The sequence below is a fragment of the Jiangella ureilytica genome (genome assembly GCF_004348545.1).
Taxonomy (GTDB): Bacteria; Actinomycetota; Actinomycetes; order Jiangellales; family Jiangellaceae; genus Jiangella; species Jiangella ureilytica.
On the sequence record NZ_SMKL01000006.1, the window covers coordinates 1 to 19820 of the forward strand.

At 72.1% G+C, this 19820-nt stretch carries 18 protein-coding genes and 1 other RNA gene; 9 read left to right on the forward strand and 10 right to left on the reverse strand.

The annotated features are described in order from the left end of the window. Nucleotides 1–507: 507 nt before the first annotated feature. Nucleotides 508–693 (reverse strand): hypothetical protein, encoded by a 186-nt coding sequence (locus tag E1212_RS03685; RefSeq protein ID WP_131979306.1) that lies wholly within the window; start codon nt 691–693, stop codon nt 508–510. Nucleotides 694–742: 49 nt separating this feature from the next. Between E1212_RS03685 and map the strand changes: the two genes are divergently transcribed. The 4 genes from map to E1212_RS03705 all read left to right on the forward strand — a co-directional run bounded on the left by map (nt 743) and on the right by E1212_RS03705 (nt 3270). Continuing rightward, nucleotides 743–1591: a type I methionyl aminopeptidase gene (gene map / locus E1212_RS03690; protein ID WP_131979309.1), complete on the forward strand. Its 849-nt coding sequence runs from the start codon at nt 743–745 to the stop codon at nt 1589–1591. 79 nt (nt 1592–1670) lie between these two features. Further along, nucleotides 1671–2426, forward strand: a complete 756-nt coding sequence (gene ppgK, locus E1212_RS03695) for a polyphosphate--glucose phosphotransferase (protein WP_131979312.1) — start codon at nt 1671–1673, stop codon at nt 2424–2426. A 22-nt stretch (nt 2427–2448) separates the two neighbouring features. Then, nucleotides 2449–2822: RNase P RNA component class A (rnpB, locus tag E1212_RS03700), an RNA gene on the forward strand. A 175-nt stretch (nt 2823–2997) separates the two neighbouring features. Continuing rightward, nucleotides 2998–3270, forward strand: coding sequence for a SinR family protein (locus tag E1212_RS03705; RefSeq protein ID WP_131979314.1), 273 nt, complete (start codon nt 2998–3000; stop codon nt 3268–3270). A gap of 66 nt (nt 3271–3336) precedes the next feature. Here E1212_RS03705 and E1212_RS03710 read toward each other — a convergent pair whose 3' ends face one another. After that, nucleotides 3337–4014, reverse strand: coding sequence for an LPXTG cell wall anchor domain-containing protein (locus E1212_RS03710; protein ID WP_131979317.1), 678 nt, complete (start codon nt 4012–4014; stop codon nt 3337–3339). 151 nt (nt 4015–4165) lie between these two features. On the opposite strand from E1212_RS03710, the gene E1212_RS03715 reads away from it, so the two are divergent. Further along, nucleotides 4166–4822 (forward strand): class I SAM-dependent methyltransferase, encoded by a 657-nt coding sequence (locus tag E1212_RS03715; RefSeq protein WP_131979320.1) that lies wholly within the window; start codon nt 4166–4168, stop codon nt 4820–4822. Here E1212_RS03715 and E1212_RS03720 read toward each other — a convergent pair. After that, the gene (locus E1212_RS03720) at nt 4819–5886 is read right to left on the reverse strand and encodes a cation diffusion facilitator family transporter (protein WP_203416329.1); all 1068 of its coding nucleotides are present in this window, start codon (nt 5884–5886) and stop codon (nt 4819–4821) included. The two genes, E1212_RS03715 and E1212_RS03720, sit on opposite strands and share 4 nt — an antisense overlap. Before the next feature lie 59 nt (nt 5887–5945). On the opposite strand from E1212_RS03720, the gene E1212_RS03725 reads away from it, so the two are divergent. Both E1212_RS03725 and E1212_RS03730 read left to right on the forward strand, forming a co-directional pair. Next, the gene (locus E1212_RS03725; protein WP_131979326.1) at nt 5946–6329 is read left to right on the forward strand and encodes an ArsR/SmtB family transcription factor; all 384 of its coding nucleotides are present in this window, start codon (nt 5946–5948) and stop codon (nt 6327–6329) included. An 86-nt stretch (nt 6330–6415) separates the two neighbouring features. Beyond that, nucleotides 6416–6817, forward strand: a complete 402-nt coding sequence (locus tag E1212_RS03730; protein WP_131979329.1) for a hypothetical protein — start codon at nt 6416–6418, stop codon at nt 6815–6817. A 537-nt stretch (nt 6818–7354) separates the two neighbouring features. On the opposite strand, the gene E1212_RS03735 is transcribed toward E1212_RS03730, so the two are convergent. After that, a complete protein-coding gene (locus E1212_RS03735) occupies nt 7355–8398 on the reverse strand; it encodes an iron-siderophore ABC transporter substrate-binding protein (RefSeq protein ID WP_131979332.1) in 1044 nt (347 codons plus the stop codon). 56 nt (nt 8399–8454) lie between these two features. On the opposite strand from E1212_RS03735, the gene E1212_RS03740 reads away from it, so the two are divergent. Further along, the gene (locus tag E1212_RS03740) at nt 8455–9252 is read left to right on the forward strand and encodes an MBL fold metallo-hydrolase (RefSeq protein WP_131979334.1); all 798 of its coding nucleotides are present in this window, start codon (nt 8455–8457) and stop codon (nt 9250–9252) included. A 486-nt stretch (nt 9253–9738) separates the two neighbouring features. On the opposite strand, the gene E1212_RS03745 is transcribed toward E1212_RS03740, so the two are convergent. The 3 genes from E1212_RS03745 to E1212_RS03755 all read right to left on the reverse strand — a co-directional run bounded on the left by E1212_RS03745 (nt 9739) and on the right by E1212_RS03755 (nt 15736). Next, nucleotides 9739–12741 carry a glycine--tRNA ligase gene (locus tag E1212_RS03745; protein WP_131979611.1) on the reverse strand — a complete coding sequence of 1001 codons (3003 nt, stop codon included), beginning with the start codon at nt 12739–12741 and terminating at the stop codon, nt 9739–9741. Nucleotides 12742–12759: 18 nt separating this feature from the next. Continuing rightward, entirely contained in the window at nt 12760–13584 is an 825-nt protein-coding gene (locus E1212_RS03750) for a methyltransferase domain-containing protein (RefSeq protein WP_131979337.1), read from the reverse strand. A 193-nt stretch (nt 13585–13777) separates the two neighbouring features. Beyond that, entirely contained in the window at nt 13778–15736 is a 1959-nt protein-coding gene (locus E1212_RS03755) for a M64 family metallopeptidase (protein WP_203416334.1), read from the reverse strand. Between the two features lie 194 nt (nt 15737–15930). Between E1212_RS03755 and yaaA the strand changes: the two genes are divergently transcribed. Then, nucleotides 15931–16725, forward strand: coding sequence for a peroxide stress protein YaaA (yaaA, locus tag E1212_RS03760; protein WP_131979340.1), 795 nt, complete (start codon nt 15931–15933; stop codon nt 16723–16725). A gap of 308 nt (nt 16726–17033) precedes the next feature. Here yaaA and E1212_RS03765 read toward each other — a convergent pair whose 3' ends face one another. Genes E1212_RS03765 through E1212_RS03775 form a run of 3 tightly spaced genes read right to left on the reverse strand, consistent with a single transcriptional unit; the run spans nt 17034 to nt 19784 of the window. Then, on the reverse strand, nt 17034–18185 hold the full coding sequence (locus E1212_RS03765) for a bifunctional RNase H/acid phosphatase (protein ID WP_131979343.1): 1152 nt from the start codon (nt 18183–18185) through the stop codon (nt 17034–17036). Then, a complete protein-coding gene (locus E1212_RS03770; protein WP_203416371.1) occupies nt 18182–18925 on the reverse strand; it encodes a zinc ribbon domain-containing protein in 744 nt (247 codons plus the stop codon). Before E1212_RS03770 ends, E1212_RS03765 begins: the two co-directional genes overlap by 4 nt. Beyond that, complete coding sequence (locus tag E1212_RS03775; RefSeq protein ID WP_131979349.1) at nt 18915–19784, reverse strand: Nif3-like dinuclear metal center hexameric protein; 870 nt, start codon at nt 19782–19784, stop codon at nt 18915–18917. Before E1212_RS03775 ends, E1212_RS03770 begins: the two co-directional genes overlap by 11 nt. Nucleotides 19785–19820: the final 36 nt, after the last annotated feature.

The window sequence follows — 19820 nt, forward strand, 5'->3', positions numbered from 1 at the left end:
GGGAGGAACTGGGCACGCCTCACCGCTTCGCGTCCCCGTTTCGCGTCCCCGTTTCGCGTCCCCGTTTCGCGTCCCCGTTTCGCGTCCCCGTTTCGCGTCCCCGTTTCGCGTCCCCGTTTCGCGTGCCCGTTTCGCCCGGTTCGCCGGGCTGCGCACCGCGATGATCATCGGCGATCCGCTACATCACCAGGCGTTCTGCCACATCACCAGGCATGCAGGCCTCGTGAAGCGGCAGAGAACCTCGTGATGGCCCCGCCAACGCCGCCAAATCTCAGCACGTGGACGCCAGCAGGGCCGGCCAGGACCCGTGGCCGTCGCCAGACTCCCCCCGTCCCCCTGATAGCTGCCCGTTCTTAGGCCGCGCGGGTGCGGTCAAGTCCAAGCGCCCCGACCCCGGCGGCGCGCAAGCACAGAGCGCGCGGACTTGAGGGCACCCGCGCGGCTTAAGAGAATGGGCAGCAGGGGGACGGGGGAACCCCACCCACCTCCACGCACCCAAGAACCGCGTCAGGTCTCGTCCTCCCAGTCGCGGTCGATGGCGTCCTGCTGGGCGGTGCGCTCGCGGGCCCGAGCCAGGGCGTCCTGCGCCTCCTGCTGCGTCGCGTAGGGCCCGAGGCGCCGGTCGTTGGGGCAGCCGTCCACCGGCTCGACCCGCGAGTGATCCAGGCACCAGTACCAGGGTCCGTCGGCCACGATGACTCCCTTCGCCGGAGAAGCGCGCCTCAGCCTAGACTTTCACACCATGTCGCCCGTCGTACCCGGCATCGTGTCGCCCGAACGCCCCGTGCCGCCGTCCATCGCACGGCCCGAGTACGTCGGGAAGGCGCGCCCCACGCCGTTCGCCGGCTCCGAGATCAAGGATGCCGACACCATCGAACGCATCCGGGTCGCCGCGCAGCTGGCCGCCCAGGCGCTGGCCGAAGTCGGCAAGCACGTCGCGCCGGGCATCACCACCGACGAGCTCGACGTCATCGGGCACGAGTTCCTGATCGAGCGCGGCGCGTACCCGTCGACCCTCGGCTACCGCGGCTTCCCGAAGTCGCTGTGTACCAGCGTCAACGAGGTGATCTGCCACGGCATCCCCGACTCCACGGTGGTCCGCGACGGCGACATCGTGAACATCGACGTCACCGCCTACATCGACGGCGTCCACGGCGACAACAACGCGACCTTCCTGGCCGGCGACGTCGACGAGGAGACGCAGCTGCTGGTCGAGCGCACGCACGAGGCGCTGAACCGCGCCATCAAGGCGGTCAAGCCGGGCCGCGCCATCAACGTCATCGGGCGGGTCATCGAGTCCTACGCGAAGCGGTTCGGCTATGGCGTCGTGCGCGAGTTCACCGGCCACGGCGTCGGCGAGTCGTTCCACTCGGGCCTGGTCGTGCCGCACTACGACGACCCCGGCTCCACCACGATCATCGAGCCCGGCATGGTGTTCACCATCGAGCCCATGCTGAACCTCGGCACACACGAGTGGACCATGTGGGACGACGGCTGGACGGTCGTCACCGCCGACGGGCGCCGGTCGGCGCAGTTCGAGCACACCCTGCTGGTCACCGAGGCAGGGGCCGAGATCCTCACCCTCCCCTGACCTGCCCTTCCATCGACGACGGCGTCAGCCTGCGGCCCCCGGGTGGCCGCGCGGGGCGCCATGGGCGAAGCTTGTTGACGTGACCTCGACGACGCAGGGCTTCGGCATCGACATCGGCGGCAGCGGCATCAAGGGTGCACCGGTCGACCTCGGGAAGGGCGAGTTCGCCGCCGAGCGGGTCCGCGTCGACACTCCTGAGGACTCCACCCCGGACAACGTCATCGCGGTGGTGCTCGACGTGCTCCGGCAGTTCGAGTGGACCGGTCCGTTCGGCTGCACGTTCCCCGGCATCGTCAAGCGCGGCGTCATCCACTCCGCCGCCAACGTCGACAAGTCCTGGGTCGGCGTCGACCTCGAGAAGCAGCTCACCGAGCGCACCGGCCAGCCCGTCACCATCGTCAACGACGCCGACGCCGCCGGGGTCGCCGAGGACCGCTTCGGCGTCGCCGCCGACCAGGACGGCGTCGTCATCGTCACCACGCTCGGCACCGGCATCGGCAGCGCCGTCCTGCACGACGGCGTGCTGCTGCCGAACACCGAGTTCGGTCATCTCTACCTCGCCCACCACAAAGAGGCGGAGAAGTTCGCCGCCGCCTCCGTCCGCGAGGAGAAGGAGCTCTCGTGGGAGCACTGGGCGGAGCGACTGCAGGAGTTCTACTCCCACCTCGAGTTCATCTTCTCCCCCGACCTCTTCGTGGTCGGCGGCGGCGTCAGCAAGAAGTCGGACAAGTTCCTGCCCCTGCTCGAGTTGGCCACGCCCATCGTCCCGGCCGGGCTGAAGAACGACGGCGGCATCATCGGCGCGGCGCTCCTGGCAGCCGAACGCGCAGCGTAGGCGGTATCCTGGGCCAGGAGGACGAGCCGGCCGGGCGGCCGCGTCGGGACCGTCAGGTCCCGCCGAGGAAAGTCCGGACTCCACAGGGCAGGGTGGTGGGTAACGCCCACCCGGGGTGACCCGCGGGACAGTGCCACAGAAAGCAGACCGCCTCCCGCGTTCGCGCGGGCGGTAAGGGTGAAACGGTGGTGTAAGAGACCACCAGCGCCCCAGGTGACTGGGGCGGCTCGGTAAACCCCACCCGGAGCAAGGTCAGACAGGGAGCGTTCGAGGGCGGCCCGCCCGAGCTCCCGGGTAGATCGCTGGAGACCGCCGGCAACGACGGTCGTAGATGGATGGTCGCCGGTCCCGGTCCGCCGGGAACCACAGAATCCGGCTTACAGGCCGGCTCGTCCCCCCGTTCGCCACTCCCAGCCGCCGGCTGGGCGTCCCCGGTCGCGCAGCCGGGATCGACCTCGATGGCGTCCACGGTGAACGACCCCCGATACGCCGTTCTGCCTTGACAAGGTTCTGTCCGGCAACTGGGGTAGTCTCCGCGCTTCAATTTCATCGAGATCGCGGAGTGCCGGACATGGCGATGATGTTGATCGGCTACGACCTCAATGGACCGGGCGGAGACTACGACAGACTCCTCGACTCTCTCGAGAGCTTCGGGTCCTATTGGCACTGTCTCGACACGTTGTGGCTGGTCGAAACCCGGATGAGCATCTCGCAGGTCCGCGACTCGCTCTGGATGCACATGAACCACGGCGACAAGATCCTCGTCATCGACGTCACCGGCGCGCCCGCGTCCTGGATCGGCTTCAACCAGGAGTGCAGCGACTGGCTGAAGGACAACCTCTAGCACCGTGGACGACGGCGGGCGGCCCGGCGCCGCTGTGGCTGCGCCGGGCCGCCCACCGCTCACGCCCTACCGCTGACCGGCCGCCCTGCGGGTCACCAGCAGCGCACCGGCGGCCGTGAAGGCCAGGACCGCGAACCAGAGCGGTCCCAGATCGCCGGAGCCCGTGTTCGGCAGCGCCTCACCGTCGCCGCCGGTCCCGGCATCGTCGTCACCGCCATCATCGTTGTTGGACGGGTCCTCGTCGCCTTCGGTCGAGTCCTCGCAGCCGACGCCGTCGACGTCATCGTCGAGATGGAACGGATCGTCCTGGGCGTCCACCAGGTCCACCGGCTTGTGGGCGTCGTCGATGTCGTCGCAGTTGTAGTCGTCGACGCCGTCGGAACACCAGGCTGCGGAGTCCGCGTAGGCCTCGCACGAACCGCTGTCCGCCGCCGGTGGTTCCTCGGGCGGCGCTCCGCCGGCGTCGCCGCCGGTGTCGTCGCCCGACAACACCTCACAGCCCTCGCCGTCGTTGTCGTCGTCGAGCAGGAACGGATCGGCGCCCGGGACCGAGACCGGCTTCTCGCTGTCCGGGATCTCGTCGCAGTCGTAGTCGCCGAACTCCGGGTCGCACCAGGCATTGGAGCCCGGATAGGCGTCGCAGTCGCTCGCCTTGGTCTCGATCGGCGCCTCGGCCCAGGCGGGCATCGCTCCGCCGAAGAGCAGGGCCAGGCCGGCCAGTATCGCTATGGTGACCTTTCGCAAGGTCGCCCCCCTTCGGATCTTCGCTACATAGGCCTGGAGTACGGCCCACAGGAAAGTCCCGGACGGTAGCGCGATCATGGACGGCCCGGAACCCCTTTCGGGGCGTTTCGCCGCGATTCTCATCAAGATCGACGGAGTAGCGTGACCGATCATGACCGCGCCCCGTGACACCGACCCTCATACCGGCCCCGGCACCGACCCGAAGGAGATCGTCCGCCGCGGCTACGACGCCCTCTCGCACCACTACCGCGCCGACGACGCCGACCCGGACACGCACCGGCCGTGGATCGCCGAGCTGGTCGAACGCCTCCCGGCGCACGCGAGCGTCCTCGACCTGGGCTGTGGCAACGGCGTCCCGGTGGCCCGCGACCTCGCCGCCGCGGGCCTCGCCGTCATCGGGGTCGACCTCAGCGAGGTGCAGGTCGCCCGGGCCCGCGCGCTCGTGCCGGACGCGACGTTCCTGGCGGCCGACGCGACCACCGTCGAGCTGCCGGAGCGCGGCTTCGACGCCGTCGTGTGCCTGTACGCGCTGATCCACATCCCGTTGCAGGAGCAGCCGCCGCTGCTCGCGCGGATCGCCGGCTGGCTGCGGCCGGGCGGGCTGATGGTCGCCACCACGGGCCACCGCGCCTGGACCGGCACCGAGGACGACTGGCTCGGCGGCGGCGCGACCATGTGGTGGAGCCACGCCGACGCCGCGACGTACCGGGCCTGGATCGAGGCCGCCGGGTTCACCGTCGAGCGGCAGGAGCTCGTCCCCGAGGGCGACAGCGGGCACGAGCTGTTCTGGGCCCGCACGCCTGCCTAGGAGTGGTGTGCGGTCAGCTCGTGCGCGTGGTCGGGGACGACGCCGTCGGCGACGGGGTTGACGTGCACGACGACGTGGTGGAGGTGGCGGACGCGGTGCAGCAGCGCGTGGTGGACGACCTCGGCGATGCGGTGCCCCTCGGCGACGGTGGCGGCGCCGTCGACGCTGACGTCGACGTCGGCCTCGAGCCGGTGTCCCGTCCACCGCGCCCGCACCCGCCCGACGCCGCGGACGCCGTCGACCCGCGCGGCGACCCCCTCGATGGCTTCGACGGTGCCGTCGTCGACCCCGTCCATGAGCCGCCGGAAGATCGTCCGGCAGGAGCTGACCAGGATCCACAGGATCATGACGCCCACGACCAGGCCGACGACGGCGTCCGCCTGCGGGAACCCGAGCCACACGCCGGCCACGCCGAACACGACGACCAGTGAGGTGAGGCCGTCGGCGCGGGCGTGGTTCCCCTCGGCGACCAGCGCGGCCGAGCCGATACGGCGGCCGACGCGGATGCGGTAGACGGCGACCGCCTCGTTCCCCGCGGCACCGATGAGGGCGGCCGCCAGCACCCAGCCGAGGTTCGTCAGCTCGCGCGGGTCGAGCAGCGCCCGTACGGCCTCGACGATGATCAGCGCCGCCGACGCCGCGATGACCAGCGCGATCAGCACTCCGGAGAGGTCCTCGGCGCGGCGGAAACCGTACGGGTAGCGCCGGGTGGGCGCCCGCCGGCCGAGCCGGAACGCGATGAGCAGCGGGATGGTCGTGACGGCGTGTCCGAGGTTGTGGACGGTGTCGGCGAGCAGCCCGACCGACCCGCTCACGGCGACGATGACCAGCTGCAGCGCCGCCGTCGCCATCATGCCGGCCAGTCCGATCCAGGCCGCCCGGATGCCGGCGCCGCTGGCCTGCTCGGCGCTCTCGATCGCCTCCGTCGCGTCGTGCGAGTGCGGCGTCAGCGCGTGCCGCAGCCGCGCCAGCCCGCCGCGCCGGTCGACGTGCCCGTGACCGTGACCGTCTCCGTTCCCGTGACCATGTCCGTGGCCCGTCCCGTGATGATTCGCTCTCCGCACTGAATCAGCATATCTACGCACCTACGCAGATATGCAAGTGCGCGGAGTAGACTCCCCCCGTGCACGAGACCATCGATGGCTTCGACATGCCGGGCGCCGACCAGGTCGAGCGGGCGGCCGGAGCGCTGCGCATGCTCTCCGACCCCACCCGGCTGAAGCTCATGTGGGCGTTGCTGCAAGGCGAGTCATCGGTGAACCACCTGGCCGAGCTGGTCGACGCGAGCCCGAGCGCCGTCAGCCAGCATCTGGCCAAGCTGCGGCTCTCGGGCCTGGTGCGCAGCCGCCGCGACGGCACGTTCGTCTACTACCACGCGGCCGACACCCACGTGCGCCAGCTGCTCGAGCAGGCGCTGTTCCACGCCGACCACGCCCGCGGCGAGCACCCGCGCGAGGACGACCCGCACCACGTGCACGAGATCGCCGGAGCACCCCTGCGGAACTAGAGCGGCGAAGGCGCTGCCCGATGGCTCAAGAAACCGTCGCCATCTTCCTGATGACACGGGCCCGCCATCTGAGATATTCTCTGATCATGACCACACAGCCATTTCGCGATGCGGTGCGCGGGCTCAACCGACGCGGCGTCCGCTTTATGGACATGGCCATCAGGAGCAACGAGGCGCGCTCCTCAAGTTGGTTCAACAACCTAGCTAACGGGAAGGTAGTGAGTCCGCCAACGCCTGAAATTGTTCCCGACCTCGCAAGGCTCCTAGAGCGGACCCCGGAGCAAGTAGCAGCGATGGTCGCCGAGGATTGGTATGGAGTTCGGGTCGACGAGACTTCGCCACGAGTCCGACACCTAGCCCCTGCCATCGACAACTTGAGTGACGAAGACTTCGAGACGGTCGACAAGCTCATCACGCGATTCGTGCGGCTGGCGCAGCTAGAGGACGATGAAGGGCTCAGCGAGCTGATGGGCGGTAAGGACCAGTGAGAGGTGAGGAGGGAGCAGTCGATCTGGACATGCGAAGGACGGCGTGGGTGCATTCAACCCTCTGAAAGCTGCTCCAGGGACCAACAGCAGACAGCGGGCCAGCCCGAACAGCAAGAGCGCACGCCAGCTCAAGTGGGGCGCAATCCCCACCCCTGAGCACAACAACAAGGCGGGCAGGGCGTCCCTGGTCGAAGCCTCCCACCTCCGCAGCACAGCTGCATTCGAGGCACGGGTCGAAGCGGTGGTCGATCGACGTCTCATTGACCTCACGAACTGCAACACAGGGCTGCAGGACAGTGCGCCACCTAAGCTGGACGTCGCGAACCAACCTCACACCCTTGTCATCTACGGCAACGTCGGGCGCCTCAGCATCAGCTCCGGAGCACCCACCACCGTGCCTGCGAACCTAGGTGAAGGTTGTGGAGGATGGTGGTCGACCTCACGCAAGCTCGCTGCAGGCATTGGCGGACTCATAGCAGCTGTTGCCTCGATTTTCACGATTCTTGACCTCTGGACGAGGATTAACGTGCCCTGGATCTAGGCCGCGCCCACGACCTCGGCGAGCTGCGGCACCAGCTCCTCCAGCGCGTACGGGAGGCTGAGCACCGTCGCCCAGGTCAGCGCCCCGGAGACCAGCGGGTCCTCGATGAACAGCACCCGGCCGTCCTGGACGACCTGCAGCTGGTCATAGAGCGGCTTGGACTCGATCTGCGCGCGGAGGGCCTCGTCGTGGCCGACGTTCCAGATGAGCAGGTCGTGGTCGAGCTGGGTCATGAGCTCGTCGCTGATGGGCGCGCCGTCGAGGTCGCCGGCCAGCTCGGCGATCTCGTCGGGCAGCTCGAAGCCGAGCTGGGTCATGAAGACGGTCCGCGGGTCGGTGGCGCTGCGGGCGAACGACGAGCCGGGCTCGAACTGCTCGGCGACGACCATCTGGACGCCCTCGAACTCCGGGTGCGCCGCGGCCGCGTCGGCGAACTGCTGGTCGATCTCGGTGATCAGGTCCTCGGCGCGGTCGCCCTGGCCGAGGATCTGCCCGACCATGCGCGTGGTCTCCTGCCACGGCATGCCGTACTCGGGGTAGTCCGGCGACGACGCCACCGTGGGCGCGATGGCCGACAGCGTGTCGTACTCCTCCTGCGTCATGCCGGTGTAGAGGCCGATGATGAGGTCCGGCTCGAGCTCGGCGATCTCCTCGTAGGCGAACGCCTGCATGCCGGTGAACGCGCCCTCGTTCATGACGACCGGCTCGGCGTCGCCCAGCTCGTCCTCCGCCCACGGCCAGGTGGCGTTGTCGTACCCGCCGTACCAGTCGGTGACGGCGACCGGCGCGATGCCGAAGGCCAGCACGAAGTCCTGGTCGCTGAAGCCGAGCGTGACGACCCGCTCGGGCGCCTCCGTGAGCGCCGTCGTCCCGTAGCGGTGGTCGACGGAGGCCGGGAACTCGCCGTCGCCCGCCGCGGCGGCCGCGGAGCTCGACTCCCCCGTGGCCGAGCTGTCGCCGTCGTCACCCCCGCACGCGGTGAGCAGGAGCGGGACCGTGAGGACGAGGACGAGCCGGCAGCCCGCGGCGGTGAACGACATGGACCAAAGGATAGGCTGCCCTAACCGGCGATGATGCACCGGGTACGGTCGGGCACATGGCCGGCCTCGCCGAGGTGACCCGCACCGTCCTGGTCGCCACGCACGACTTCTGCACGCACACCACCACGGTGGTCGTCGGCGACGACGGCGGCTGCCTGGTCGTCGATCCCGGCGTCACGCCGGCGGAGCTGTCGGACCTGGCCGGCGCGCTCACGGCCCGCGGCCTGCGCGTCGCCGCGGGCTTCGCGACCCACCCGCACTGGGACCACGTCCTGTGGAGCCGGGCGCTCGGCGACCCACCCCGGTTCGCATCCGCGGCGACGACGGCGGCAGCCGCGGCCGGGCGGGCGGCCGGGCCGGCCGAGGCGCGCGACGTCGGTGTGGATGTCGACGGCGACCTGTTCGGCCTGCTCACGCCGCTGCCCTACGGCGTGGGCTCGGTGCCGTGGCACGGGCCGCGCGTGGACGTCGTCGAGCACCGGGCGCACGCCCCAGGGCACGCCGCGCTGGTCGTCGCCGATGAGGGCGTGCTGGTCGCCGGCGACCTGCTCTCGGACCTCGAGGTGCCGCTGCTGGACCTCGCCGCCGCCGACCCGCTGGGCGATTACGTGGCCGCACTGGACCTGATCGAGGCGCTGGCCGGCGACGCGCGGTTCGTCGTGCCCGGTCACGGCCATGTGGGCGACGCCTCCGACCTGCGCCGCCGCCTCGCCGCCGACCGCCGCTATCTCGCCGACCTCGCCGCCGGCCGCGGCGACGACGACCCGCGGCTCGCCGAGGGCGTCGCCGACGACTGGCTGGTCGGCGATCACCGCGCCCAGCAGGCCGCCGTCGCCGCTCGGCGCCGGCCCTGACCCATCGGGCCCGCTGTGCAATGCACCCGTGCGACTGCCCGGGTGGCACGGAACCCCGCCCGCCAGGAGGCGTGCCTGACGATCTTGATGGATGCGGGCGGCATCCGGGGCCGGTCCAGCACGGCGGAGGCGGAGGTCGACGCGGCGCCATCGAGCGACGACGACAACCTTCTGTTCCCGCCGACTGCGTCAGACCACGCGGTCGGCTGCCCGCAGCTGGCCGGTTCCTCGGCGTCGATCCGCGCCGCGGAAGATCCGTCAGAGCCCCCTAGGCCGGGACCCCGCCCGGACCGGGTGGGACCCAACCCTAAGGGCGCGCACCGACAAGGCTCCGCGAGGACGAGCCGGCCCGGCCCGCAGCGCGACGCTCACGCCTTGGCATGGCCGGCCGCCCTGGAGATCGGGATCGAACGGACATCCGAGCGACGGTGAGCCTTTGCCAAGCACGTGGCCAGCCTTGTTAAGGCGATCACGCCATCAGCACGCTCAGCCGAGCGCGGTGTCGAGCGCGGCCCAGTCGACCGTACGCGGGCTGTGCGCGCTGATGGCCGCCAGCAGGCCGAGCCGCGACGCCCGCACGGCCGGGTCCTCGGCCATGACGAGGATGTCGTCGAAGAAGGCGTTGACGGGCTCGACCAGCGCGGCCGCGGCCCCGGCGTAGTCGCCGACCGGCCGGCCGGACCAGTCGCCCAGGCCGGCGACCGCCTCGACCAGTCGCTGCTCGGCCGGCTCGGTGAGCACGGCGGCGTCGTAGGAGGCCGCCGTCCCGGCCGGGACGATGCGGTTGATCCGCTGCAGCGCGGCGACCAGGGCTCGGAACGACGCGTCACCCACGCGCGAGCGCAGCGCCGACAGCGTCGCGACCGCCTGGCCGGGAGCGTCGGCGCCGGGCAGGACGGCGGACACGAAGTCGGCCGGGACGTCCTCGTCGCGCAACTGCTGGGCGAACCGGGCGACCACGAACTCGCGGGCCGCGGCGACGGCGTCGTCGGACACCTCGATGCCCTGGGCGCGCAGCCGCTCGGCCGCGACCGCGAGCCCGCCGTCGACCGTGACGCCGGATAGCGCCGGGGTCTCGCGCAGGATCCGCACGACGCCCAGCGCGGCCCGCCGCAGCCCGAACGGGTCGGAGCTGCCGGTCGGCTTGGCGCCGAGCGCGAACATGGCCATGAGCAGGTCGAACCGGTCGGCCAGGGCGAGCACGGCGCCGGGCAGCGACGACGGCAGCGCGTCCGCCGTCGACCGCGGCAGCTCCATCTCGAACAGCGCCTGCCCGACGGCGGGGGACTCCCCCGCGCGGACGGCGTACTCGCGCGCCATGACGCCGGCCAGGCTGGACAGCTCGACGACCATCTGGGACGACAGGTCGAACTTGGCCAGCGCGGCGGCCCGCTCGAGGGCGGCGAAGTCGTCCGAGGACAGCTCGACGCCCTTGGCGAGATCGGCGGCGATGGTCTCGATGCGGGCGGCCCGCTCGGCCACGGAGCCGAGCTTCTCTTCGAACGTCAGCTTCGACAGGCCCGCCTTGAACTGCTCGAGCGGCACGTCGAGGTCGGCGCGCCAGAAGAACGCGGCGTCCTCGTAGCGGGCCCGCAGCACGGCCTCGTTGCCGGCGCGCACGGCGTCGGCGTCGCAGGAGCCGTTGGCCACGGCGACGAAGTGCGGCAGCAGCGCGCCGTCGGCCGCACGGACCGGCAGGTAGCGCTGGTGCTTGCGCATGACCGTGGTGAGGATCTGCTCGGGCAGCTCGAGGTAGCGGGTGTCGAACCCGCCGAGCAGCGCGTTGGGCTCCTCGACCAGGTTGGTGATCTCGTCGACCAGGCCGGCCTCGGCCTCGGTGTCGACGGTGCCCCCGACGGTGGCGGCCAGCACCGACGCGGCGTCGACGACGGCGGCGCGGCGGACGGCGGGGTCGGCGACGATGCCGTGCCCGTTCAGGAACTCGAGGTACCCGGCCGCCGACGGCACGGAGACGACGGGCTCCGCCGCAGTCCGGTGCACGCGGGTGGTGCGGCCGCTGACCAGGGCGGACACCCGCACCGGCACGACGGTGTCGCCGAGCAGCGCCGTCAGCCAGCGGATGGGCCGGGTGAAGGACAGCGCGGGGTCGCTCCACCGCATGTTCTTCTCCGAGCGCAGCTCGGTGACGACCTCGGCGAGCAGACCCGAGAGGACCTCGACCGCACCTCGTCCGGCGTCGACCACACGGACGACGACGTGCTGGTTGCCGCCGAAGTCCGCGGTGGAGAGGTCGTCGACCTCGGCGCCCTGGCCGCGGGCGAACCCGAGCAGCGCCTTGGTGGGGTTGCCGTCGGCGTCGTAGGCGGCCTCGACGCGCGGGCCGCGGACGGTGCGGTCGGCGTCGGGCTCGCGCGGCTCGACGGCGTCGACCTGGACGACGATGCGCCGCGGCGTTCCCACCACGTCGATCGACCCGTGCCCGAGCCGGGTGGCGGCGAGCTTCGCCGTGACCGCGGCGCGCACCGCGGCCACCGTGTTGGTGACCTCGTGCGGCGGCATCTCCTCGGTGCCGATCTCGAACAGCAGCGGCGCCGGGCCCGGCAGGTCGGCCTGCGGCAGGTCGGGCAGCAGCGGCTCGGCGGCGTCGTCGTCGAGACCCGGCCGGGACACCAGGCCCAGCGGGTGGCCGAGCTCCTCGCGCCGGGCCGTCCACAGCGACGACACCTCGCGGGCCAGGCCGCGCATGCGGGCGAACGCCTTGGCCCGCTCGGTGGTGCTGATGGCGCCGCGGGCGTCGAGCACGTTGAACGTGTGCGAGCACTTGAGCACGTAAACGTGTGCCGGGACCGGCAGCCGCTCGGCGATCATGCGCTCGGCCTCGGAGGCGTAGGTGTCGAACAGCCGCCGGTTGGCCTCGATGTCGGCGTCGTCGAGGTAATAGCGCGACATCTCGTACTCGGCCTGGCCGAACGCCTCGCCGTAGGAGATGCCGGGCGCGTACTCGATGTCCTTGAAGTGGCTGACGCCCTGCAGCGCCATGATGATGCGCTCGATGCCGTAGGTGATCTCGACGCTGACGGGGTCGAGCGTCTGCCCGCCGGCCTGCTGGAAGTAGGTGAACTGGGTGATCTCGAGGCCGTCGAGCCAGACCTCCCAGCCCAGGCCCCACGCGCCGAGGGCGGGCGAGGCCCAGTTGTCCTCGACGAAGCGGATGTCGTGGGCGTGGATGTCGATGCCCAGCGCCTCGAGGCTGGCCAGGTAGATCTCCTGCGGGTCGCCCGGGTCGGGCTTGAGGATGACCTGGAACTGGGTGTGCGTCTGCAGCCGGTTCGGGTTCTCGCCGTACCGGGCGTCGTCGGGCCGCACGCTCGGCTCGACGTAGGCGACGTGCCAGGGCTCTGGACCGAGCACCCGGAGGATGGTGGCCGGGTTCATGGTTCCGGCGCCGACCTCGGTGTTGAACGGCTGCACCATGAGACAGCCCCGGTCGGTCCAGTACTTCGTCAGCGCCAGCAGCGCGTCCTGCATCGTGAGCACCGGGAAAGCCTAGTGGGACGAGGCCGCTGGCACGAACTCGATCCCGGTGACCCGGGCCAGGATCTCACCGTGCGGAACGAGGAACCAGCCGTCGTCCTGACCGGCCCACTCGCGCCACACGGCCGCCAGCCGCTCGAGTTCGGCGATGGTCGCCATCCCGCGGCCGGTAGCCTGCTCCGCGAACGCCGACGACGTGACGCGGTCGGACCACAGGCCGCCCCACCACGCGCGGTCCTCGGGGGTGGCGAAGCACCAGACGCTCGCCGTCGCCGTCACGTCGGTCAGGCCGGCTTCGCGGGCCCACGACAGCAGCCGGCGCCCGGCGTCGGGCTCTCCGCCGTTGTCGCTGGCGAGGGTCCGGTACAGCTCCAGCCACTCGTCCAGGCCGGGGAGGCGCGGATGCCAGAACATGCCGGCGTAGTCGGAGTCGCGCGCGGCGACCACGCCGCCCGGTCGGGTGACGCGGGCCATCTCGCGCAGGACGGCGACCGGGTCGGCGACGTGCTGGAGCAGCTGGTGCGCGTGGACGACGCCGAAGCTACCGTCGTCGAACGGGAGCGCGGCGGCGTCGCCGGTGCGGAACTCGACGGCTCCGGCCGTGTCGGCGTCGCTCGCCGCGGCGACGACCTCGGCCGACGCGTCCACCCCGACCACCCGGCCGGGCGCCGCCAGGGCCGCCATCTCGACGGTGATGGTGCCCGGCCCGCACCCCACATCGAGCACGTCGATCCCCGGCACCAGGTGGTCGCGCAGGTACGCCGCTGAGTTCGCCACGGTGCGCCACGTGTGCGAGCGCAGGACGCTCTCGTGGTGGCCGTGCGTGTACGTCGCCATACCTCCACGGTAGGAACCTCCGGCCGGCCGCATCCGCCGCGTTCGCACCGTGGACCGCCGCCGACTCCCGTTGATCATGGAGAAAGAGGGGCTTCCCGCACTTCGGAAGCCCTCCTTCTCCATGATCGACAGGCGGGCCCCCCGCACGTCAGGGGCGCCCGCCCGGGTCTGACTCAACCCAGCGCGAAGCCGGTCACTCCGGCACGATCGCGCCCGGGGGAAGCGGCGTCGCGCCGTTGGTGTCGGTGACCGTCACCGTGAAGGTCTTCGGCGCGCTGATGTTGCCGGCGGCATCGATGGCCCGGTACTGGATCTCGTGGCGGCCGTAGCCGGGCTCGAAGCCGTCGTAGAACTGCTCGAACGGCGCCTTCGTCAGGCCCCCGCTGCCGAGGTTGCCGTAGGCGATCTCCTTGATGACGGTGCCGGCGGGGGTGAAGCGGTACGGCGTGCCCTCGGGCGCGTCCGGCCAGCCGTGGTAGTTGAACCAGCCGTCACCGTCGAGCTGGAACTCGATGACGACGTAGCCGTCGTGGTCGTCGGTGGCCTCGAGGCCCATCTCGAACCACTCGCGGAACACGTAGTGCGGCGGGCGGACGCGGGTGCCGGGGACGACGGAGACCGGGTCGGACAGCTCGTACGTCACCTCGGGGGCGACGTTGTCGACGGTCCAGGTGAGCGTCTGGGTCGGCGCCGACGGCACCTCGGGGTCGGACACCGTCGCCGTCAGCTGGTGCGAGCGGGCCGGCAGGTTCAGCGCGCCGAGGTCCAGGTTCCGCGAGTTGTGCGGGTTCGGCAGCACGTTGCCGTTGAGCCGCCACGTGACGTCGAGGACGCGGTCGCGCGGGTGGGTGGTCTCGACGTAGACGACGTCCTGGCCGCCGACGGGGTGGGTGGTGGCGGTCGATGAGGTGAACTTCACCTCCGAGGGGGCCGGCGGCTCCTCGACGATGGTCCACTCGCGGGTCTGGGTGAGCGCGCCGCCGTTCGCGACGGCGGGGTCGCGGACGTCCTCGGTGTCGTCGGAGACGGTGACCTTCACGACGTCGCCGATCTGCACGCCGTGCGCGTCGAGGTCGAAGTTGCGGCTGTTGTTCGTGCCCGCGACGACCTGGCCGTTGACCTCCCAGGTGACGGTGAGCTCGTGGTACAGCGGGTGCATCGTCTCGACCCAGAGCACGTCACCCGGCGACACGGGCTGGTCGGTCGGGGTCGACTCGACCGTCATCTCGACGTCGTCGCGGCGGCCGGAGATCTTCTCGATCATCCGCTCGCGGCCGATCTGGTCGAAGTGGTAGCCGATCCAGCGCATGATCGAGTGCTCGCTGGGCCGCCAGATGCCCGACGCGCGCGTCTGGCCGCTCTCGTACCGGCCGATGACGCCGCCAGCCAGGCTCTCCTCACCCAGCCAGCGGAACCACTTGCGCTGCTGGTCCAGCATCTGCTGCTCCGTGAGCAGGGTGTGGTGAATGGAGGACGGCTCGCCGCCGGTGTAGGGAGCGCCGGGCACGTTGCGGGCGCTGTACGGGTACTCGTCCTGCAGGTTGCCCAGCGAGTGGCCGAGCTCGTGCGGGCTGACCAGCGGGCCCTGCGGCGCCTGCCCGGTCGTGGTGGCGTTGCGGCCGCCGATGCCGCCGTACGTGCTGGTGTTGGCCAGGGTCAGGGTCTGCCGGTTCTGCGCCGTGACCCCGGGGATCATCGAGACGTACTGCTCCAGCGCCGCCTGGCCGCCGGTGCCGAAGGTGACGCCGCGGGCGTTCGCGCCGGCCGGGCAGGTGCTCGCGTACTGCAGCTTCAGCGGCGTGTCGCGGCGGACGTTGCCGTCGTCGGGGTCACAGCTGATGCCCGACTCGCCCGACACGATCTCGATCATGTACACGTTGAAGTAGTCGCGGTAGCTGCGGAACGGCTCGATGCTCCACTGCACGTTCAGGTGCTTGTCGACGTCGTCGCGGAACTGCTGCATCTCCTCGGCGGTGTAGCCGTCGCCCAGGATGATGAGGTTCAGCCGGTCCTCCGGGTCCCCCGTCACCTGCAGCGGCACCACGGTCGCCGACCCGACCTCCTCCGCCGCCACCGACGGGATCGCGCCCGTCAGCATCGTGCCCAACAGCCCGGCCGCCCCAACGGCGGCCGCGATCCTCCGCTTGGCCATCCCAGCCATCCCACCACGCCCCTCGCTCGTGGGGAGACGGCCAGCTCTGCGGACATGCGGGCATCGGTCCCCCCGCAGGGACGCTAGCCAGGATGTATCCAAACCTCACCGAGCAGGTGTCGGACGTTCGGCGGCCGGCATCCGTCGTCTGACGGAACGGACGGCGGCCGGCTCGCGGCGGCTACGCTGCCGGAGTGCTGATCCTGCTGCCGCCGTCGGAGGGCAAGACCGCGCCCGAAGGCGGCGCCCCCGTCGACCTCGACGCGCTGTCGTCCCCGGAGCTCACCGGCGACCGCGTCGACCTGCTGGCGGCGCTGGTCCGGCTCTGCCGCACCGCGCCCGAGCAGGCGGCGACGGCGCTCGGGCTCGGCCCCACGCAGGCCGCCGACGTCGAGCGCAACGCCGTCCTGCCGCACGCGCCGGCAGCGCCGGCCCGCGAGGTGTACTCGGGCGTGCTGTACGACGCACTCGGCCTGCGGTCGCTGCGCGGCGGGACGGCCCGGCGGGCCGACGCGTCGCTGCTGATCATCAGCGGGTTGTGGGGGCTGCTGCGGCCGTCCGACGTCATCCCGGCCTACCGGCTGGGCGGCGGCGTGAGCCTGCCCGGCGTCGGCCCGGTGGCCGCGTTCTGGCGCCGGCCACTGGCCAAGAGCCTGCCCGCGGCGGCAGGCGACGAGCTCATCGTCGACCTGCGCTCCAGCACGTACGCGTCGTTCTGGCGGCCGGCGGGAGACCTGGCCGCCCGCACCGTCGTCGTCCGGGTCCTGCACGAGCACGACGGCAGGCGCACCGTCGTCAGCCACCACAACAAGGCGACGAAGGGCCGCATCGTGCGGCGGCTGCTGCAGGACGGCGCGAACGTCGCCACGCCGAAACGGCTGGTCACAGTGCTGACCCGGCTGGGCTGGACGGCGGAGCTGACGCCGCCGTCCGCGCCCGGCCGCCTGGCGACCGTCGACGTCGTCGTGACCGAGGTGCCCACTTCTTAGTCCAGGTTGACGTACGGCTTCGGCGACTCGGCCGGGAAGATCAGCGGCGCGTCCGGCACCGGGTTCACGACGACGGGGATCGGCTCGCCGGTCGGGATCAGCCGGTCCGCCACGACGTCGCCGTGGTGGTCGACGGTGCCGAAGCCGTAGCCGAGCTCGCGGGCGGCGTCGATGAGCAGCGCGCTCGGGCACCCAGTCGTCGGTGCCGATGCGGGTCATGGAGGTGGTGTAGCGCATCTCGGCGATGATCTGCCGGATTTGCGGCCGCTCGTTCAGCGGCGGCGGCCGATCAGGGGCGGCCGCCCCGGTCAGGGGCGGTGGCCGAACGCCGGCACGGCGGTGGTGCCGTCGGCGTAGTACTGCAGCTCGGTGACCGAGCCCGGCGCCGGCAGCAGCCGGAACAGCGTCTCGGGCGGGGCTCCGAGCGCCAGCGCGGTCAGCGTGCGCATGGGCATCGAGTGGGTCACGACGACGACCGGCTGGCCGGGAAACTCGGCGACCAGCGCGTCGCGGGCCGTCGCGATGCGGCGGGCGACGTCGTCGAGCGACTCGCCGCCCGGAGGGCGGTACGCCGTGGACGCGTACCAGCCGGCCAGCGCGTCGGGGTAGCGCTCGCCGATCTCGGCCAGCGTGAGCCCCTCCCACTCGCCGAACTCGCACTCGCGCCAGGCGTCGTCGACCCGCACGGCGAGGCCGAGGCGGCGCGCGACGGCGGCGGCGGTCTCGCGGGTGCGCACCATGGGCGAGGCGACGACGGCGACCGCGCCGCACCCGCCGAGCACGGCGGCCGCACGCTCGGCCTGCGCCAGGCCGGTGTCGTCGAGGCTCGGGCCGGGCACTCCGCCGCCGCTGAACCGGCGGGCCGCCGTCATGGCCGTCTGCCCGTGCCGGACGACGTGCAGCGTGGTGGGCGGGCCGAGCTCGGGGCTCCACGCGGCCAGCCGGTTCGCCGGGCCGGCCGGCTCGGTGGCCGCGCCCTCGGTGAGGTCCGGTCCGGCGAGATCGGGCCCGGCGAGATGGGGCCCGGCGTGCACCGCGGCGGCGCCGACGGGCTTGCCGTCGAGGGCCTGGTTGACCAGCCGGTCGGCGTGCGCGTTCTCGGTCCGCGACACCCAGGTGTAGCCGACCCGGCCGGGCGGGAAGACGCCGCGCGCCTCGTCGGCCAGCGGCTCGAGGTCGGCGCTCTTGATCTTCCAGCGGCCGGACAGCTGCTCGACCACCAGCTTGGAGTCGAGCCGCGCCTCGACGACGGCGTCGGGGTCGATGCCGTGGGCGGCCCGCAGCCCGGCGAGCAGGCCGCGGTACTCGGCGACGTTGTTGGTGGCGACGCCGAGGGTCTCGGCCACCTCGGCCAGCACCGCACCGGACTCGGCGTCGCGGACGACGGCGCCGTAGGCCGCCGGCCCAGGGTTGCCGCGCGACCCGCCGTCGGCCTCGACGATGAGCCGGCGGCCCGTCACAGCCCGGACTCGGGGGTACGGACCAGGATGCGCCGGCACTCGTCGTGCCGGACGACGACGTCGGGGGCGAGGCCGCGGATGCGGACCAGCTCGGCGGCGTCGAGCTGCATCATGCAGCCCTCGCAGCGGCGCTGCCGCAGCGCCGCCGCGCCGATGCCGCCGCGGTCGGCGCGGATCTTCTCGTACAGCGCCAGCAGGTCGGCGGGGATGCCGGCGACCAGAGTCTCGCGCTCGGCGCGCCCGGAGGCGGCGTCCTCGTCGATCTGCGCCCAGGCCGCGTCGCGCGCGGCCTGCACCTCTTGCGCTTTCTTGGCGACGCTGTCGCGGTCGGCGGCCAGGGCCGCGGCCTGGTTCTGCGCCTCCTCTAGCCGCTCCATGATCTCGATCTCGGCGTCCTCGAGCACGCCCTGGCGGCGGTTGAGCGAGGCGATCTCGCTCTGCAGGCTCTCGAGTTCCTTGGCCGACGAGACCTGGCCGGCGTCGAGCCGCTTCTGGTCGCGGTCCTTGCGGGCCCGGACCTGCTCGACCTCGGTGTCGGCGCGCTTCTGCTCGCGCTCGAGGTCGGCGACGACGGTGCCCGCAACGACCTCGGCGTCGCGGAGCCGGCTGTGCTCGGCGGCGAGCGTCTCGAGCTCGGCGGCCTCGGGCAGGGTCTTGCGGCGATGCGCGAGCTGGTCGAGGCGCTGGTCGACCGCCTGGACGTCGAGCAGCCGCAACTGGACGGCGGGGTCAGCGTTCAGCGTGAGCTCCTTCGTCGGACCCGGGGACCTGGGCGGGCTGGTGCAGCGTCCACGGATCGGTCGGGGTGGTCGAGACGCGAGTCTCCACCGTACTGCCTGCGGCGGACAACTCGACCGTCAGCAGCGCCGCCGCGGAGCCCAGCCACGGCCACTCGCCGGCCCAGTGGGAGACGTCGACGAGCGCGGGCCCGCCGGCCTCGCCCGCCTCGGACGACGGGTGGTGGCGCAGGTCGGCCGTGACGTAGACGTCGGCGCCCGCGGCCCGCACGGCGCCCAGCAGTGAGTCGCCCGCCCCGCCGCACACCGCGACCGTCTCGACGACGGCGTGCGGGTCGCCCATGGCGCGGATGCCGGCCGCCGTCACCGGCAGCGCCCCGGCAACCCGGTGGGCGAACGCGGCCAGCGGTTCCGGCCGCGGCAGCCGCCCGACGCGGCCCAGCCCCAGGGCGGGGTCGCCGCCGTCGGCCGGGACGAGCGGGCGGGTGTCCTCGAGTCCCAGCGCCGCCGCCAGTGCGTCGTTGACGCCCGGCGCGGCGCGGTCGGCGTTGGTGTGCGCGGTGAACAGCGCGACGCCGCCGGTGATGAGGCGGTGCACCAGCCGGCCCTTGGGCGTGGTGGCCGGCACGCCGTGCACCGCGCGCAGGAACAGCGGATGGTGCGTGATGATCAGGTCGGCGCCCCACACCAGCGCCTCGTCGGCGACGGCGGCCACCGGATCGACGGCGAACAGGATGCGACCCACCTGAGCATCGGGGTCGCCGCACACCAGCCCGACGGCGTCCCACGACTCCGCGAGCTCGGGCGGGTACAGCCGCTCGGCGGCGGCGACGACATCGGCGAGACGAGCAGGACCCTCCACAGGGCGACCCTATCGGTGCCCGCTCCCGGAAAGGGT

What these genes read in the sequence shown, in the direction of transcription:
- map (WP_131979309.1), top strand. Translation starts at nt 743, where the DNA reads ATGTCGCCCGTCGTACCCGGCATCGTGTCGCCCGAACGCCCCGTGCCG.
- E1212_RS03705 (WP_131979314.1), top strand. Translation starts at nt 2,998, where the DNA reads ATGGCGATGATGTTGATCGGCTACGACCTCAATGGACCGGGCGGAGAC.
- E1212_RS03715 (WP_131979320.1), top strand. Translation starts at nt 4,166, where the DNA reads ATGACCGCGCCCCGTGACACCGACCCTCATACCGGCCCCGGCACCGAC.
- E1212_RS03730 (WP_131979329.1), top strand. Translation starts at nt 6,416, where the DNA reads ATGACCACACAGCCATTTCGCGATGCGGTGCGCGGGCTCAACCGACGC.
- E1212_RS03735 (WP_131979332.1), bottom strand. Translation starts at nt 8,398, where the DNA reads ATGTCGTTCACCGCCGCGGGCTGCCGGCTCGTCCTCGTCCTCACGGTC.
- E1212_RS03740 (WP_131979334.1), top strand. Translation starts at nt 8,455, where the DNA reads ATGGCCGGCCTCGCCGAGGTGACCCGCACCGTCCTGGTCGCCACGCAC.
- E1212_RS03745 (WP_131979611.1), bottom strand. Translation starts at nt 12,741, where the DNA reads ATGCAGGACGCGCTGCTGGCGCTGACGAAGTACTGGACCGACCGGGGC.
- E1212_RS03750 (WP_131979337.1), bottom strand. Translation starts at nt 13,584, where the DNA reads ATGGCGACGTACACGCACGGCCACCACGAGAGCGTCCTGCGCTCGCAC.
- E1212_RS03755 (WP_203416334.1), bottom strand. Translation starts at nt 15,736, where the DNA reads ATGGCCAAGCGGAGGATCGCGGCCGCCGTTGGGGCGGCCGGGCTGTTG.